The following is a 15,930-nucleotide window of genomic DNA, read 5'->3' on the forward strand; positions in this document are numbered from 1 at the left end:
ATTACTCCCAATCAAACGGACAGCCGGTACAGCCCTCCATTTGGGCCATTTGGAAGTTGCCGTAGTGGATGCGTGCACCAGTCATATCAGCATCATTGAGGCGCGTGATGTTCATTTTGGCTTCTTGCAAATTAGCATCGCGCAGGTCTGCACCGATCAGGTTGACCTTATTCATCCAGGCCATTTCCAGATTGCTGCCCATCAACGTTGCTCCTTGCATGCTGGCCCCAGAAAGCCGAGCAAACTCAAGGTTAGCGCCAGTCAAATCAGCATAATCAAATGTCGCTCCCTGGGCATAAATACTCCAGCTATCCAGCCCAACCAAACTGGCATGGGAAAGATCGGCACCGCGTAAATGCGTGTTGGGCATGCGCGCACGATTGAGGTTGGCATTTCTCAGTGATGCGCCTTCAAAATCAACGCTGCGTAGGTTGCTGTGGCGGAAATCCGAGCCTTCTAGGTTACTGCCCGCAAAGTTAGCGCCCTGCAGGTCAAGATTGGAAAAGTCACCGTCGGATAAGTCCATATTGGCGCACTGAGTACCTGGCACTAACTCACAGCCGTTATGCACTGGCGGTTGATACGCTTCAACATAATCGTCGGCAACAACGCTACTTATCGCGCTAAGACAGAGAAAAACCGCCGCTGCTTGGCGGCTCCATAAAGGCAGAGCATTGCCAGTTATCATTGTTATTCTTTCCATTACCGTTATCTCCATTCAAAAAAGGGCGGCAAAAGCCGCCCAAGAGGTGTCAGTAACTTAACGGTTAGCCAAGTCTTGAACGAAGGAAGGCAATTTGAAGACCCAGAACGAGCCGCCCTGAGCAATCGGCCGGGTCAGTTCAGCCATGTCACCGCCCCATAGTGGAACTGCACCGCCATAACCTGCAGTAACACCAATGTACTGCTCACCGTCCATCTCCCAAGTAACCGGTGGTGAAATGATGCCGGTGCCTACCTGGAACTTCCAAAGCTCTTCACCGGTTTCTGCATGGAATGCTTTTAAGTAGCCATCGCCGGTACCGGTAAACACCAGATCACCGTGGGTCGCTAGCACGCCTGCCCACAGCGGCATAGGCTCTTTATGCTCCCAGGCGTACTCACCGGTAACCGGATCAACAGCACGCAGAATACCGACGTGGTCGTCGTACATACGTTTAATGCGGAAGCCCATACCCAGGTAAGCCGCCCCTTCCACGTACTCAACTTCCTCGGTCCAATAGTCTTCTTTCCAGTGGTTACCCGGCACGTAGAACAGCCCGGTGTCTTCGCTGTAAGCCATTGGGTTCCAGTTTTTACCACCCAGGAACGGTGGTGAAACTTCAACCGGCTCAGAACGGGTTTGTCCCTCTTCTAAACGCGGCGGGCGCTGACCTTCAGCCTCAACGGGACGGCCAGTTTCCAGATCGATATGGGTGGCCCAGGTAATGTTATCGACAAATGGGAAGGCGTTAATCAGCTCGCCGTTGGTCCGGTCAGTGACATAGAAGAAGCCATTGCGGTCGGCGTGGGCACCTGCATTCACCGTTTGGCCATTCTCATCTTGGTACTCAAACAAGACGATTTCGTTATTGCCTGAGAAGTCCCAGGTGTCGTTGGGGGTGTGCTGATAGAACCACTTCACTTCGCCAGTCGAAGGGTCGATACCCAGTTGGCCAGAGGTGTAAAGGCTGTCGTAGTCAGACGGGTCGCCGTCTTCCGAGGTCCGTGCCCAGCCATTCCAGGGAGCGGGGTTACCGGCACCAATGATGATGGTATTGGTCTCAGGGTCGAAACTGGCGCTCTGCCACGGCGCACCGCCACCTTGGCTCCAGGCTTGTACTTTGCCGGTTTCGCTATCGGGGTCATCGGGCCATGAAGGTGCGTTGGCATCGCCTGTCGGCGTGCTCTCTTCGCCGTTCAAACGTCCCATATGGCCTTCAACAAAGGGCCGCATCCAAATCTCTTCGCCGGTATCAGGGTCACGGGCATACAGCTTACCCACAATGCCGAACTCATCTCCCGAAGAGCCGTGAATCAGCAATACGCGACCTGTTTCGCTATCTTCGACAATGGTTGGCGCACCGGTCATGGTGTAGCCCGCGCGGTGATCACCAAAGCGCTCGCGCCACACCACCTCACCGGTATCTTTATTCAGCGCCACGATGCCAGCATCCAGCGTGCCGAAGAACACCTTATCGCCGTAAATAGCCGCACCGCGGTTCACCACGTCACAGCAGGGGCGAATATCGCTGGGCAGGCGATGGTTGTAGGACCACAGCCGCTGGCCGGTACGCGCATCAATTGCAAAAATACGTGAATAGGAGCCGGTGACATAAATAACGCCTTCATGAATCAGCGCCTGAGACTCCTGGCCACGCTGCATTTCATCGCCAAACGAGTGAGACCACGCGGGGGTCAGCATCTCGACGTTATCGGCGTTAATTTGATCAAGCGGGCTATAGCGCTGCGCCTTCACGCCCATGCCGTACATCAACACCGTTTCAGTGTTGTTATGGTCATTGAGAATATCGTCCCAGGTCACCTCGCTGGCGTGGGCTGTCAGCGCAATGCCCCCGACGCCTAAGGCAGAAGCGTAAGCAACGGCGGCGGTGAGTGTACGCAGGCGAAAGGGCCACGAAATTTTGCGGGCTGACGTGTTGTTATTGATAGCGTCTGTCATGGGTTTTCCATCCGAGTAATGATCACAATGCAATGGCTGCAAAGCGGCCAAGCTGCTGCTTGCGTGGTGCCAGCAAGACTAAGTCCAGCTTAGAAGCTCGGATAACAAACCAATCTACCCCTCCAGTCGCGTTCTCATCCTGATTTAGCACTACTTCCAAAGGATGATCCTAGCGATGCCTAAGGTGCTATAGGTTCGGAAGGCCTGCCTGCCTAAGCTCACTCAAGTGACGATACATTGATCCCCTGAGGAGCATTTCCCATGACCATTACAAAAACCGCACTTAAAGAAACCGTACTGGCAAAAACAATCTCCGCAACATTGCCCGTACGCCTCCGTGGCCAAGTGGGCGCTATCGCTGTTGCCGCGTTGCTGGCCTCACCGTTGGCCTGGTCTCACGGCAGCGTGACTCCTCAAGCCGTTGATATTAAAGACCTCGAACGCTTAGGCGACGAATGGCGGGAAGAGAACCCCTACCGTGATCACCCCCAGCAAGAACTTGCCATCGATATCGGTGCCCGCGCCTACAATAGCAACTGCGCCGCTTGCCACGGGCTAGAAGCGAAATCCGGCGGCATCGCTCCCGACCTGCGCGAACTGGAAAATGGCCCATGGGGCGATGAATGGTTCAAAGAGTTGGTCACCAATGGTTCCGAACGCAACGGCCGAGTGCTAATGCCGCGCATGTCCGACTACGTTAGCCAAGAAGGGCTGTGGGCCATTCGCACTTGGTTAGAAACGGTCAGCATGGAAACTACCGGACAATAACCCCAACGCTGGGAGGCACCATGGCAACCCTAACCGCCATCATCACGTTACAACGGCTCGCCGCGACGTTCGCCGCCCCACTTGCCCTTCCACTCGCGGCGCTTTGCTGGCTGCTGCTCGTACTGCCGACCACCGCGCTAGCCACTGCGAGCACGGCTGAACAGGATCCATTTAACTCCTTTATGTGGCCTGTGTACCGCGAGCGCTTTCTGGGCGATGCCCCCGTGGTGTTTGATGATCGCGTCATCGTTAACGCGCCGGGGTTCGCCGAAGACTCAGGACAAGTGCCCCTTGAACTAGACGCCAGCGCCTTAGAAGCCAGCGGCGAGCCGATCACTGACATTATTGCCTGGGTGGATCTCAACCCGATTCCCCGCCTGTTCCGCTACTCCCCGATGAGCCATGGATTAGCCAAGCTGTCGCTAAATATTCGCTTGGAACAGGCCTCCGCGGTGCGCGTAGCAGTGAAACAGGGCGATACCTGGCATGTGGGCGGCACCTACATTGAAGCGGAAGGCGGTGGCTGCACCACACCCGGCATTGCCAGCGCCGACACCGATTGGGAAACCACCTTCGGCGAGCTGCAGGGTCGGCTGTTTGCCAATGAGGACGAACAGCGCCTGCGGGTGCGCCTTTCTCACCCCATGGACAGCGGCTTAATCCCCAGCCAGCCTGCCTTTTATGTGCAGTCGTTTGAACTGTTGGATCAGCAGGGCCAGCAAGTAGCCGCTCTGGATATTGAAGCATCGGTGAGCGCCAACCCCACCTTAGGGCTGCATATGCGCCCCTCACCGGGTGGTTATGTGATTGGCGCACGGGATAACAATGGCAACCGCTTTTCTATTGGTCTGCAGCCATGAAAGCCTGTTTTCTGGCCACCTTCAGTTCCTTGCTAATCACGCCGCTGGCAGCCAGCGAACCGGTGATGTTCTGCGAACGTCCACTAACCGCCCAAGCGGTCGCGGAAAACACCTGGATGGTGGAAGGCGTAAGAGAAGAGCTCTCCACCAGCAACTGCGGCCATATTGGCAACCAAGCGTTTATTGCTACGCCCAGTGGTGTCATCCTTATCGACAGCGGCAGCAGCCCACACTTCGGCGAAGCACTCAAGACACTGATTGCGCAGCACACCGCTCAACCCGTACGCTGGGTTCTGAATACCCATCACCATCCTGACCACTTTTTTGGTAATGCCGCCTTCGACGAGGCCCAGCACCTCACCCTAGCCAGCACTCGTGCGTTGATGGCTCGCGACCGGGACGCACTGATCGATAATGTAGCGCGGCTGACTGGGTTTAGTGTAGAGCACTCGTCCATTACCCTACCCGACGTGATCGAAGCAGGTGAGATAACTCTTGGCAACTACCCGCTCACGCTTTTCGCCATGAGTGGCCATAGCGGTGGTGATCTGGTGATTATGGACCATGCCACCGACGTGTTGTTTTTAGGCGACATGGGCTTCTATCAACGTGCTGCCGCCACCGCACACACACCAAGCCTGCAACAGTGGCAGGAAGAGCTGCAGGCTCTGAGCGCGCTCAACGCCAGCACCGCAGTACCGGGTCATGGTCCCAGTGCACCGCCCGATACGATCATTGGCCAAACCTCGCATTACCTGGAATGGCTAGACCAACGTCTCAGTGATGTGGCTAGCGAAGGGCTAGGTGCCAATCATGCCTTGGCCGTTGAACTACCAGACACGTTTAGCACCATGGCACTCAGCGAATATGAGTTCACCCGCAGTGTGATGCAGCTTTACCCACGCTACGAAGCACGGTTTCTGTGGGGCGCCCCACACTAAGGAACACGCCTATGCTGCTTACCCTGGCAGATGCCGCCGAGCCCACTGACACTTTGGCCGAGTTACATAGCGACGCCCAAGCTATTTACTGGCTCGCACGCTCCCCGAAAACGGGCGACATGCAACTTTGGCAGTGGCGCGCCGACAGCAACGAGACGCCGCGCTGTGTAGTAGAAGATGCCGTGGGTAGCCGCGTAAATCAGTACGGCGGCGGCAGCTACACGCCCTTGCTAGTGGGTGTTGTGTGGGTGCGCCAGCACGATCAAGCCATCATGCAGCTCGACCGCCACGCTGTAAGCCACTGCTGGCAACAGCGCCCGCAAACAGCCTACGGCGGGCTATGCGCCGACCCTAAGCGTCAGCGAGTGATTGCGGTAGAAGAGGATCATCAAGGTCAACGGCTGGTCGCCATTACTAACAGCAGCAGAATAGGCGATAACAGGCAAGTGTTGGCTGAAGGCGCTGACTTCTATGGCGCAGCGATATTAAGCGATGATGGCAACTACCTCGCCTGGGTCAGTTGGTCGCTGCCACACATGCCTTGGCAACGCAGCCAGCTACATCTCGCACGGGTGACCACGATAGGTCAGCTTGAAATACTGGAGCATTGGGATTTCGGCGCAGCGATTAGCCAGCCACAGTTTGGACCCCGCAACGCGCTGATCTGTATGAGCGATCACGCTGGCTGGTGGCAACCCTGGCAGGTAAATTTGGCCACCCCTGTGTGCCTGAGCAGTGCCCCGGTTGATCACATCACCACACCGTGGCAACTGGGTGAGCGCCAGCACCTATGGCGAGACAATCGTCAGGTTTACTGCCAACTGCACCAGGGGGCCGCTCAGCTTTATCGCCGTTGCGGCGAGCAGGTGGAAACCCTGTTACCAGCCCCCGGCCGCGTGGCAAGCATCACGTTAGCCAAGCACGGTGACTACGCCATTGTGCAAAGCGCCACCAGCGGCGCTCAGCTGATACGCTTCAACGACAATGGCTCACGCAACTGCCTAGTGGGTAAGGTCGAGGGTAACGTAACGGGAAGCCTAGCGACTGCAAACGCTGCCAGCGCACAATGGCTGGAAACCCCTGTTGGCAACGAAGGCGAAACGGTTCACGGCTTTTTCTACACAGCCTTAGCCAACCGCGCTGCGCCGCTGATTGTACGCGTTCATGGCGGGCCCACCGCCGCCGCCTACCCTATTTACGACCCACTGGTAGCTTATTGGCAACAGCAGGGCTTTCACGTATTGGATATCAACCCCCGTGGCAGCGGCAACTTTGGCCGCCGCTATCGCGAATGCTTAGCCGGCCAGTGGGGCATCAGCGATACCCACGATGTCATCGCCCTAGTTAACGCCGCCTGCGCAAGCTTTGCGGTCGATACAGCGCGCTGCTTTATTCGTGGCCAAAGCGCTGGCGGGTTGACTGCTCTTAATGCCTTGGCGGCCACGCCGCTATTTGCTGCGGCCACTAGCCTGTACGGAGTCACCGATGCATTAACGTTAGCGGCACAAACACACCGCTTTGAATCCGGTTACCTGGGCTGGCTAATCGGAGACGAGACCCAGCTCGCCCAGCGCAGCCCTAGCTACCACGTCACCCGTTGCCAGCGCCCATTACAGGCACTGTTTATCCAGGGTGGCAAAGACGCTGTCGTGGTGCCAGAACAAACTCAGGCCATGGCGCGGCATATCGAACTCCACGGTGGCGAGGCACAAACACTGCTGTTTGATAACGAGTATCACGGCATTCGCCACCCCAAAGCTCGCCAAACCATGCTGGCCCGCGAGCTAGCCTTTTATCAATCTAGCCACCTAACGACAGCACCAAGGTCGTAGCGCAACAATCCCTGAAGGTGCTTAAGATAATGGTTAACAACGATAAACGAGACCGCCCCATGACTTCGCCGCTCACACAACTTCGTAAGTTTGTCGCTCCTGAAATTATTTTTGGCGACGGGGCGCGCCACGCGGCGGGCAACTACGCCACGACATTCGGGGCAGAAAAGGTACTCTTGGTCTCCGACCCCGGCGTGCTGTTGGCAGGCTGGGTCGCCGATATTGAAGCCAAGCTGTTGGAAGCCAATATTGCCGTTGAGCGCTTTACCGCGGTATCACCTAACCCGCGGGTCGATGAGATTATGGCCGGTGCCGAGGTCTACCGTGAAACCGGCTGCAAAGCAATTGTGGCAGTGGGCGGCGGCAGCCCCATGGACTGCGCCAAAGGGATTGGCATAGTCACCGCCCACGGTGGCCACATTCTTGATTTTGAAGGTGTGGATACGATTAGCGTGCCCATTCCGCCGCTAATTTTCATTCCCTCAACTGCGGGCACGTCGGCGGATATTTCCCAGTTTGCGATTATTTCCGACCAACAGCGACGCATGAAATTCTCAATTATCAGCAAAGCCGTGGTGCCGGATGTGTCGCTGATCGACCCAGAAGTCACCATGACCATGTCGCCCTACCTCACCGCGTGTACCGGGGTCGATGCGCTGGTGCATGCTATCGAAGCGTTTGTTTCAACCGGTAGCGGCCCGCTTACCGATGCCCATGCCTTAGAAGCCATGCGCTTAATCAGTAGCCATCTTGAAGCACTGGTGGCGAACCCGGCCGACGGCGAGCTGCGTGCCCAGGTAATGCTGGGCAGTATGCAAGCAGGGCTGGCGTTTTCAAACGCCATTTTGGGCGCGGTACACGCGATGTCCCATAGTTTAGGTGGCTTCCTGGATTTACCCCACGGCTTATGCAATGCCATGCTGCTAGAGCATGTGGTGGCTTATAACTACGAAGCCGCCCCTGACCGCTTTAAGCGGGTGGCCGAGGCCGTGGGTATCGACTGTCGGGGGTTGTCGCAGCAGCAGATCAAAAAAGCCCTGTTTCAGTACTTAGTCGACTTAAAACATGCCGTTGGCCTAGGCGGAACCCTTGGCGTGATGGGCGTCTCGCGTAGCGACGTGCCTTTTCTCACCAACCATGCGCTGGGTGATCCCTGCATCCTGACCAATCCACGGCGTTCCAGCTCCAGAGACGTGGCGGTGGTTTACGAAGAGGCACTATGAAAAAAGCCAGCGATCCCTCGGGCTTTTCGGTCAGTGACCTGCTTGGGCTTGGCCAGCAGTCGGCGCGTAAAAGCTACTATCGCGAGCTTTCCGTACGCTTAGAAGAGCTTGAGGTGGAGCGCAACCGCTATAAATGGCTGTTCGAAAACGCGCTACACGGTATTTTTCAGGCATCGCTATCCGGCAAACTGCGCGCCGCTAACCCGGCGCTATCCGCCATGCTTGATGATAGTAGCGTGGAGCATACACTTGAGCGCTGCGCGCGCTTTGACGCGCTGTTTGTTAACGCATCTACTGGGCAACAACTACGCGACCTGCTACTTGCGCAAGGCCACGTAACCGGCCAAACCACCTGGCTACAGGGCGCATCAGGGCATCAGGTACCCGTGGCAATTACCCTAATACGTAAGCCCGCCGAGCTTGCCGGAGACGAAGACCTGATCGAAGGCTTTGTGGCGGATATTACCGAGCGCGAGCGCGCGCGCCAGCATTTAGAAACCCTCAACGCCCATTTGGAAGCCCGGGTCGTTGACCGCACCCAAGCGCTTGAACGGCTCAACGAGGAGCTTAGAAGCGCTCGCGATGCCGCAGAGTTTGCTAACCAAAGTAAAGACCGCTACCTAGCCGCCGCTAGCCATGACCTGCTTCAACCCATGAACGCTGCACGCTTATTGGTGGCCTCGCTACAGGAACGGCTGACCGACAGCGAGAACCTGTCTTTGATTGAGAGTGTGCAAAACTCATTGGAAGGCGCCGAAGCGATTCTTTCCGATCTGCTGGATATTTCACGGCTGGATCACGGCCAAGTGCAGCCACAACTACGCCACTTTAAAATCGACGATATCCTCAGCAGTCTGGCGGATGAATTTTCCCCGGTGGCGCAACGTAAGGGGCTAACGCTGCGCTACGTGCCTTCTCATCAAGCGGTAACCAGCGACCCTTATCTACTCAGCCGCATTGTGCGCAACTTTCTTGCTAACGCCTGCCGCTATACCCACCGCGGTGGCATCTGCCTAGGTGTCCGCCGCCATAACGGCGACAGCCTGGCCGTGCAGGTTGTCGATAGCGGTATTGGTATTCCCGAAAGTGACTATCAGCTTATTTTTCGCGAGTTTCACCAACTTAACGCTACCCGTGCACGGGACCGCCAGGGCGTTGGCCTGGGGCTTGCCATTGTCGAACGGATTAGCCAGCGCCTTGAACATCCGCTCTCTGTGCATTCTGCCCCCGGCAAAGGCTCCTGCTTTGCTGTTACGGTGCCGCGTGCCAGCGCTATTTCCTTTAGCCAAGCCCCCGCTCCCAGCGCGCCGCTTTCCGCTGGCGATGAGTTTGAAGGGCTTCGCGTGCTGATCCTGGATAATGAACCAACGATTTTGCAAGGCATGGCGCTGCTGTTAAGTGAATGGCAGATCAGTTGCGATACTGCCCTGGATGTCGATACCGCTAAAGCCTGTCAGGAAGCACCGGATATGCTGCTGGTCGACCTGCACTTAGATGACAATATGACCGGCCTGGAAGCTATTCGCCAACTTCGCCAGCACTGGCACGACCCGCACCTGCCAGCCGCTATTCTCAGCGCCGACCGCTCTGACCACTGGCAAAGGCGACTACGCCATGCTGGCGTGCCGCAGTTAAACAAACCCGTTCGTCCCGGCAAACTACGCGCGCTGCTGCGCAGCCTGCTCAATGGCTAAGCTTCGTTTCCAGCCAACCTTTATTTCCCTGCCTAACGGAGCACAGGGAGTGCTGGCCCAGGCGCCCCACTTAACCCGCGCTCACGTTAGCATCGCCATTGCGGCGGGCTATCTGGATGAGTCGCGCACTCTGCCAGGGCTGGCTCATTTGCTCGAGCACGTGCTCACTACCGCCCCGCTGGAAGCATCTTCTAACATCAGCCTGCTTACTTGGTTTGCCCAACACCATGGCAGCCTGAACGCCCATACCGATGACTACGTCACCGATGTACATTTCTCGATACCCGCAAACAAACTCGAAGTAGCGGCGCTCACGGTTGCCAGCCAACTCGCCAAGCCGGCATTCTCGCCATCCGTCATTGGTGCCGAAGTCGCCGCCATCGACGCCGAGTGGCAGGCTCGCCAACACAGTCCGGCGATGCAACGGCTGTTGGCCATCGCCACGCTCAGCGCCCCTCAACATATCGGTGCTGGCTGCCGTCACGGTAACGCGCAAACCCTAGGCAGCGACATGGCGCTATTATTTGAGGCGCTCACCGCGTTTCATCGAGACTACTACCACAGCGGCCGCATGAGCATCGCCCTGATTAGCCCTTGGGACACGGAAACAATGGCTCGGCTGATTAAACGCATGGCAACGCAGTTTAGCCCACCAACACCCAGCGCTCCTTCGCTTGCCATTACGCCCCGTTGGAACCGCCTGCCCCACGCGAAGGTAGCCATGTTGGGCAACGCCGTTGAGCTACTGTGGCCACTGCCCTCGGCCGTCGCTCGTCATCAACTTACCACCCTTGGCGACACTGCTGATCGGTTAAATCAAGGCTTCCTAGTGGGGCAGTTACCTGACTCGATTACCGACTACCACGCAGCGCTGTCCCCGAGTGGAGCGACAGACGCCTTTAGCTTAATGTTAAGCGGCACTGCGACACAGGAGCAGGTGAAAGCCCTTGCGGCTGACCTTAGTGAGCGTTTAGCAGCCTTCTTCGCAACCCTGTCCGGAACAACACCTAACAATCATGGCAACTACTGGCAGCCACCCGCTGATACGGTGCAGTTAGCCCCGGCTTGGTTTGCACACGCCCGCCACCAAGCGCTAGCTCGTCGCTTTACTGCGCAGCCCCCTGAGCATCAGCCAGGCGCAAGCCCGTTTGCCGCTAACAATGCCCGCTGGCTATTCGGTAACGCGTCTCCATCGCCCTCATCACCCGCTTTTGATGCTTTTGATAGACAACCAGCGGCTTACCCCGCCGTGCAGCGCTGGTACGGTCAGTACGGTGTTAGTGATGATTTCGCGGCACTTGCCACCACCGCCTGGGCGGCCTGCTTTGTGCCCGGCGCAGTGATTGTACCCAGCCCGCTCACCGCTCAGCGGCTGGCGCTTCAGGCGATTGTCTTCAAGCAAGAGAACTCGCCCCACGGCAGTTGGGTGATAGCGATGGGTAGTCAAGCCAACCACGCTATGGTGACGCTATTGGAAGACGCCGTGTTAGCTGCCTCTAAGGCTCAACAAGGGCTGCTGGCACAGCAGTTGATACAGCGCTTAACACCACTGCCTACCGAGCCTGTAGTATGGGTTTCCCATAACACAGGCGCCGATGCCGTTTGCCACGCGCTAGCAAATCTGGCGCGCCGAGTCGCAATACGCGCTGAGCAGCCTCCTCCTGCTAGCCCAGCGACCAGTACCGCTATCATGCGGACACTGAGCCTGCCGGGCACTACCAGCCAGCGATTACTATTGGCACTTGCGGAGCAGCACCACAGCGCAGCATTTTTTCAGCAGGCACGTTATGACCATCATTTGGGGTATGTAGCGGCGGTTCGCAGGGGTGACGGCGCGCCTTGTTCACTTGGCTATGTCGTGCAAGCTAGTCATGCAGGGCAAGTCAGTAAAAACGCGGGCTCGGCAGGGAAGAAGCTGAGAGAGGAAAAACAGATAGCGGAAAAGCTACGGTCGATCACCGACGCCCTCTGGCAAGAGTCTGATAGCGTTCTGCAGGCGCAACTGCCAGTGCTAACAGCGCCTGAAACGCCACTCGCGGCGCTGATTCTTCAGTGGCAAAGTCTCTTGGCAGGCACCCATCAGCCACTGCATCGCCTCGGACAACAACGCATCGATTCACAGGCCCTTACCAATTTACTCTCCCAGATAAGCACCCTGGGCCACTGGCAAACCCACTGTCTGGATAGCGCTGGCCATTATTTTGTCAACGATTGAGGAACTGGGAAAAATCGATATCGTTGGCGGATAAAATCGCCTGTACTCGGCTGGTCACCCCCAGCTTACGTAAGATCGCTGACACGTGAGCTTTCACCGTGGTTTCCGCAATATTAAGGTGATAGGCAATCATCTTGTTAGATTCACCGCGCGTCATATGCTCCAACACTTGTAGCTGCTTGCGAGTCAGCAGGCGCAGTTGTTCCGCGGTAAATCCTTGATCCTGATGGCGACGCTTACGGATGCTGTCCGGTGCACGCATGGCATCAGCCGGTAGGAAGATATTGCCTTCTAACACCTGGGCAATCGCGTGGCGCATCTGGTCACGAGGTAGCGATTTGGTGATAAACCCCGCCGCCCCACAAGAGACAGCCTGCAGAATAACCTGCTTATCCTCTTCCGCAGACACGATCACCACTGGAATCGTAGGCTGCTCATTACGCAACTGCAAAAGCCCTGTTAACCCGTTCATGCCGGGCATATTTAAATCTAGCAATATCAAGTCAAGATCAGGATCTTGCTGGGCATGGGCGAGGGCCGCATCAAAGTCTTCTACTTCGATAACCTCAGCATCTGCGTAAGCTTCACGGATCACTCGCGCCATGGCATCGCGTACCAGGGGATGATCGTCGGCAATCAGGAGTTTATATGTTGCTGTCATTATTATGGTTGCCTGTGGTTTAGCTAAATCCTGCTTACTGTGTCTTTTATAACACTCTACTAAGTCATCTCGATCAAGTCATCCGCCTTTAGTGAAGCAACTCCCTATCAGCATGCGGAGTTCGGCTACTGTTCAGCGGCGCTCTGTTTAAAGGTGCTAGCGAATTCGATCAGCGATTGCGTCAACCAAATGAGTGCTGGGTCGTTAGCATACAGTCCATGCTGAATCAGCGTCATATTAAGTGCAGGTAACTCTTTAGGTGGCGCGACGATCCGCACCGGCAGCATGGTGATAAATCGCTCAGCCATTTGGCGTGGCAACGTCATGATCGCATCAGTGAGCGCCACGACCCGCGCTGCCGCAATATAGTTTAGATTCTTTGAAATCACCCGGCGGTTTAAGCCGTGCTGCACTAAACAATTATCGATGTTACTGGGTCTTAACCCACTGATATCAGACAGTGCCACATGAGACTCACAGGCAAACTGCTGAATAGTCAGTGCATCACCTACGCGGTCATTGTCAGTTGCTGCCAAACAAACCAACTCCTCATCCATCCACAGATGCTGAATGACACCACTGGGCAGCACACTTTGGCTATCCAACCCGACCACCATATCTACTTGGCGCTGTTCCAGCCCTTCACTCAGTACGTTGGGGGTGATCAGCTCAATGGAAAAGCTGATATCCGGCGCGTAAGCCAACAATTGGCTAACAAACGCCGGATACATCACCTCTTCAAAATAATCCGTGGTGGCCAGAGTGAAATGCCGCTCGCTGGTGGCGGGTAAGAAGTTGATCGGTGGGGCGAGGCCTTCCTGCAACATGGCCAGTGCCTGCTGCACGACTGGCAACAGCGCCAGCGCACGAGGCGTTGGCTGCAGACCATTATTGGTACGTATTAATAATGGGTCGTCCAATGCGTCCCGCAGCCGTTTTAACGCATGACTCAGCGCGGGCTGGCTTAAATGCAGCTTTTCCGCTGCTCGTGTCACATGGCGCTCACGCATTAGCGCTTCAAATACCAGCAGAAGATTCAAATCAAAATGACGAAGCGAACGCATAGCGCCTCACTATTTACCCAGTGAATGATTTCATTCTAAACATTCATTTCATTCATCGCTAAAAATTCCTTATCGTCGCGCTACTTCAAGCCCTATCCCCCGGTTTTATTGCTACTGCACACCATAGGAGTACCCGCTCGGTGACCCCATCTCAGATCATGCCAAGCCTGTTTGGTGATGTTATTTCTACCTTTATGGGCGTGCCGAAGGCCAGCGATCCTAAAACGACCGATGCTGAGGTCGTGGTGAGTGGTGTGCCCTTTGATCTAGCATGCTCAGGACGATCTGGCACCCGCATGGGCCCAAACGCTATTCGCCAAAGCACTGCTAATCTGATCTGGGAAGGCAAACGCTGGCCTTGGGACTTCGCCCTGGAAGAGCGGCTGCGGGTATGCGACGCGGGCAACCTGGACTACGCCTACGGTGAGCCGGAAAGCTTGGTCGATAACCTTGAGACCCACGCATTGCGGTGGCTAAAAGCCGATAAAAAAATGCTGACACTGGGCGGCGACCACTATATCAGCCTGCCCCTGCTACGCGCTCATGCTCGGGTGCATGGCCCACTGGCACTAATCCATTTTGATGCCCACACCGACACCTACGAGCAAGGTACGCGCTTTGACCATGGCACTATTTTCCACCATGCCTTAAAAGAGGGCTTGGTAGTGCCGGAGCACTCGCTGCAAATTGGTATTCGCACCAGCTATGACCGCCACAACCACCCTTATGAAGTGCTGGATGCAGACTGGGTAAATGATCACGGCCCTGCCGCCGTACTGGAACGCATCCGTGCCCGTGTTGGCCATCATCCGGCTTATATCAGCCTGGACATTGATGGCTTAGACCCTGCCTACGCGCCAGGCACCGGGACACCGGTATGTGGCGGCATGTCTACCGACCTGATGCTAAAAGTGATCCGTGGCATGGTCGGCATGCAGTTAATAGGTATGGATGTTGTTGAAGTAAACCCTGCTTACGACCATGGCGATATCACGTCACTCGCCGCAGCCACGCTGGGGCTAGAATTTTTATATACGCTGGCCGCGTCTAAGCGTGCTTAAAGGTTAAGCATATAAGTCTCGCTCCGCGCTGCCACGTTACCGCCTCCTCGCTTATAGCGTTGAGGCGGAACAAGGATGAGAAATCGTTGAGCAGTAGACGGTTACTGTTGGTCACTAGGAGCAACATGTGTGAGGCGATGTTAACGCGCGCTTTGCTCACGCACAGCAGCAAGATCCCAGTCACGCATTAGGTCGACGGCGACATCCTGGGACTCCAGGTTTTCCCCCTTCACCTGCATCATAATCCGACCATCGAGTAATAACGTTACTTCTGCTCGGGAGTACTCAGGTTCCCACTTCACCACTGCTGCTTCACGCCCCAAACGAACCCGCTCCATATTAGGCTGCGCAGCGATCATTGCCGGATTGTTAAACAGAGCTCCCATGCTTTGTATCAGCGGGCTATCAATCATCATGCTAGCGGTCAGTTGACCATCGCCACCATCTTGTTGATAGGAGCGCTCAAGCGATGTACCACCAGCGCCAAACATGATGGCGGCTCCCCCTCCTGCGCTACCGGAGGTTGCTTCATGTGCCGTCCAACCTTCGGGGGCATCAGGGAAGGTTTGGGCAATTAGGCCTGACATCATCTTGCGCATGTCTTCAATGGCAAATTCCAGCTCGGTAATTGCCGCGCCGAACTCTTGCTCTTGATAGAGTTCAAGACCTAGTTCGATCTGTTCAACCACCTCATCCGCTAGTGCGCTTTGTGCGGCTGGAAGCATTAGGACGCTAGCCAGTGCAACAGCCTTGAGACGATGTGTCGATACGCTGTGATTCAACTCCATGACCGTTCCCTCTTTGATAGGTTTTGTTAGTTATTGTGATCCCATTCTATGGGAAAGCGCCTGCATCGCTGCCATTACTTATGGAATTAGCTTCATGGTGCTAGCTTTAGTTTTGATAGCATTAGCAATATCGTCAAATTTAAAGTGATATCTAACGTTGA

Annotated in this window: 14 protein-coding genes; 8 read left to right on the forward strand and 6 right to left on the reverse strand. The window is 56.0% G+C overall.

Annotated features, from left to right (window positions below; genetic code table 11):
- Position 1: 1 nt before the first annotated feature.
- Genes IR195_RS18195 through IR195_RS18205 form a run of 3 tightly spaced genes read right to left on the reverse strand, consistent with a single transcriptional unit; the run spans position 2 to position 2,822 of the window.
- Positions 2–703, reverse strand: a complete 702-nt coding sequence (locus IR195_RS18195) for a pentapeptide repeat-containing protein (protein WP_241006757.1) — start codon at positions 701–703, stop codon at positions 2–4.
- A gap of 57 nt (positions 704–760) precedes the next feature.
- Complete coding sequence (locus IR195_RS18200) at positions 761–2,662, reverse strand: methanol/ethanol family PQQ-dependent dehydrogenase (protein WP_240645115.1); 1,902 nt, start codon at positions 2,660–2,662, stop codon at positions 761–763.
- Positions 2,663–2,684: 22 nt separating this feature from the next.
- Positions 2,685–2,822, reverse strand: coding sequence for a hypothetical protein (locus tag IR195_RS18205; protein ID WP_009722998.1), 138 nt, complete (start codon positions 2,820–2,822; stop codon positions 2,685–2,687).
- 101 nt (positions 2,823–2,923) lie between these two features.
- Between IR195_RS18205 and pedF the strand changes: the two genes are divergently transcribed.
- Genes pedF through IR195_RS18240 form a run of 7 tightly spaced genes read left to right on the forward strand, consistent with a single transcriptional unit; the run spans position 2,924 to position 12,195 of the window.
- Positions 2,924–3,430 carry a cytochrome c-550 PedF gene (pedF, locus tag IR195_RS18210; RefSeq protein ID WP_241006758.1) on the forward strand — a complete coding sequence of 169 codons (507 nt, stop codon included), beginning with the start codon at positions 2,924–2,926 and terminating at the stop codon, positions 3,428–3,430.
- A gap of 20 nt (positions 3,431–3,450) precedes the next feature.
- A complete protein-coding gene (locus tag IR195_RS18215; protein ID WP_216662355.1) occupies positions 3,451–4,290 on the forward strand; it encodes a quinoprotein dehydrogenase-associated SoxYZ-like carrier in 840 nt (279 codons plus the stop codon).
- Complete coding sequence (locus IR195_RS18220; RefSeq protein ID WP_206048251.1) at positions 4,287–5,231, forward strand: quinoprotein relay system zinc metallohydrolase 1; 945 nt, start codon at positions 4,287–4,289, stop codon at positions 5,229–5,231. The genes IR195_RS18215 and IR195_RS18220 overlap by 4 nt, the downstream gene beginning before the upstream one ends.
- 11 nt (positions 5,232–5,242) lie before the next feature.
- Positions 5,243–7,063 carry an alpha/beta hydrolase family protein gene (locus IR195_RS18225; protein WP_206048252.1) on the forward strand — a complete coding sequence of 607 codons (1,821 nt, stop codon included), beginning with the start codon at positions 5,243–5,245 and terminating at the stop codon, positions 7,061–7,063.
- A gap of 59 nt (positions 7,064–7,122) precedes the next feature.
- Entirely contained in the window at positions 7,123–8,286 is a 1,164-nt protein-coding gene (ercA, locus tag IR195_RS18230; RefSeq protein ID WP_146944463.1) for an alcohol dehydrogenase-like regulatory protein ErcA, read from the forward strand.
- Entirely contained in the window at positions 8,283–9,980 is a 1,698-nt protein-coding gene (locus IR195_RS18235) for a PAS domain-containing hybrid sensor histidine kinase/response regulator (protein ID WP_206048253.1), read from the forward strand. The genes ercA and IR195_RS18235 overlap by 4 nt, the downstream gene beginning before the upstream one ends.
- A complete protein-coding gene (locus IR195_RS18240) occupies positions 9,973–12,195 on the forward strand; it encodes an insulinase family protein (protein WP_206048254.1) in 2,223 nt (740 codons plus the stop codon). Before IR195_RS18235 ends, IR195_RS18240 begins: the two co-directional genes overlap by 8 nt.
- Here the strand turns inward: IR195_RS18240 and IR195_RS18245 are convergent.
- Entirely contained in the window at positions 12,185–12,856 is a 672-nt protein-coding gene (locus tag IR195_RS18245; protein WP_125752205.1) for a response regulator, read from the reverse strand. The genes IR195_RS18240 and IR195_RS18245 overlap by 11 nt on opposite strands.
- A 125-nt stretch (positions 12,857–12,981) precedes the next feature.
- Entirely contained in the window at positions 12,982–13,920 is a 939-nt protein-coding gene (locus IR195_RS18250; RefSeq protein ID WP_206048255.1) for a LysR family transcriptional regulator, read from the reverse strand.
- 140 nt (positions 13,921–14,060) lie between these two features.
- Here IR195_RS18250 and speB point away from each other — a divergent pair, with 140 nt between their 5' ends.
- The gene (gene speB, locus IR195_RS18255; protein WP_422823810.1) at positions 14,061–14,981 is read left to right on the forward strand and encodes an agmatinase; all 921 of its coding nucleotides are present in this window, start codon (positions 14,061–14,063) and stop codon (positions 14,979–14,981) included.
- A 140-nt stretch (positions 14,982–15,121) separates the two neighbouring features.
- On the opposite strand, the gene IR195_RS18260 is transcribed toward speB, so the two are convergent.
- Positions 15,122–15,769 (reverse strand): hypothetical protein, encoded by a 648-nt coding sequence (locus tag IR195_RS18260; RefSeq protein WP_206048256.1) that lies wholly within the window; start codon positions 15,767–15,769, stop codon positions 15,122–15,124.
- Positions 15,770–15,930: the final 161 nt, after the last annotated feature.

It is taken from the genome of Vreelandella venusta, from assembly GCF_015689495.1.
Classification (GTDB): domain Bacteria; phylum Pseudomonadota; class Gammaproteobacteria; order Pseudomonadales; family Halomonadaceae; genus Vreelandella; species Vreelandella venusta.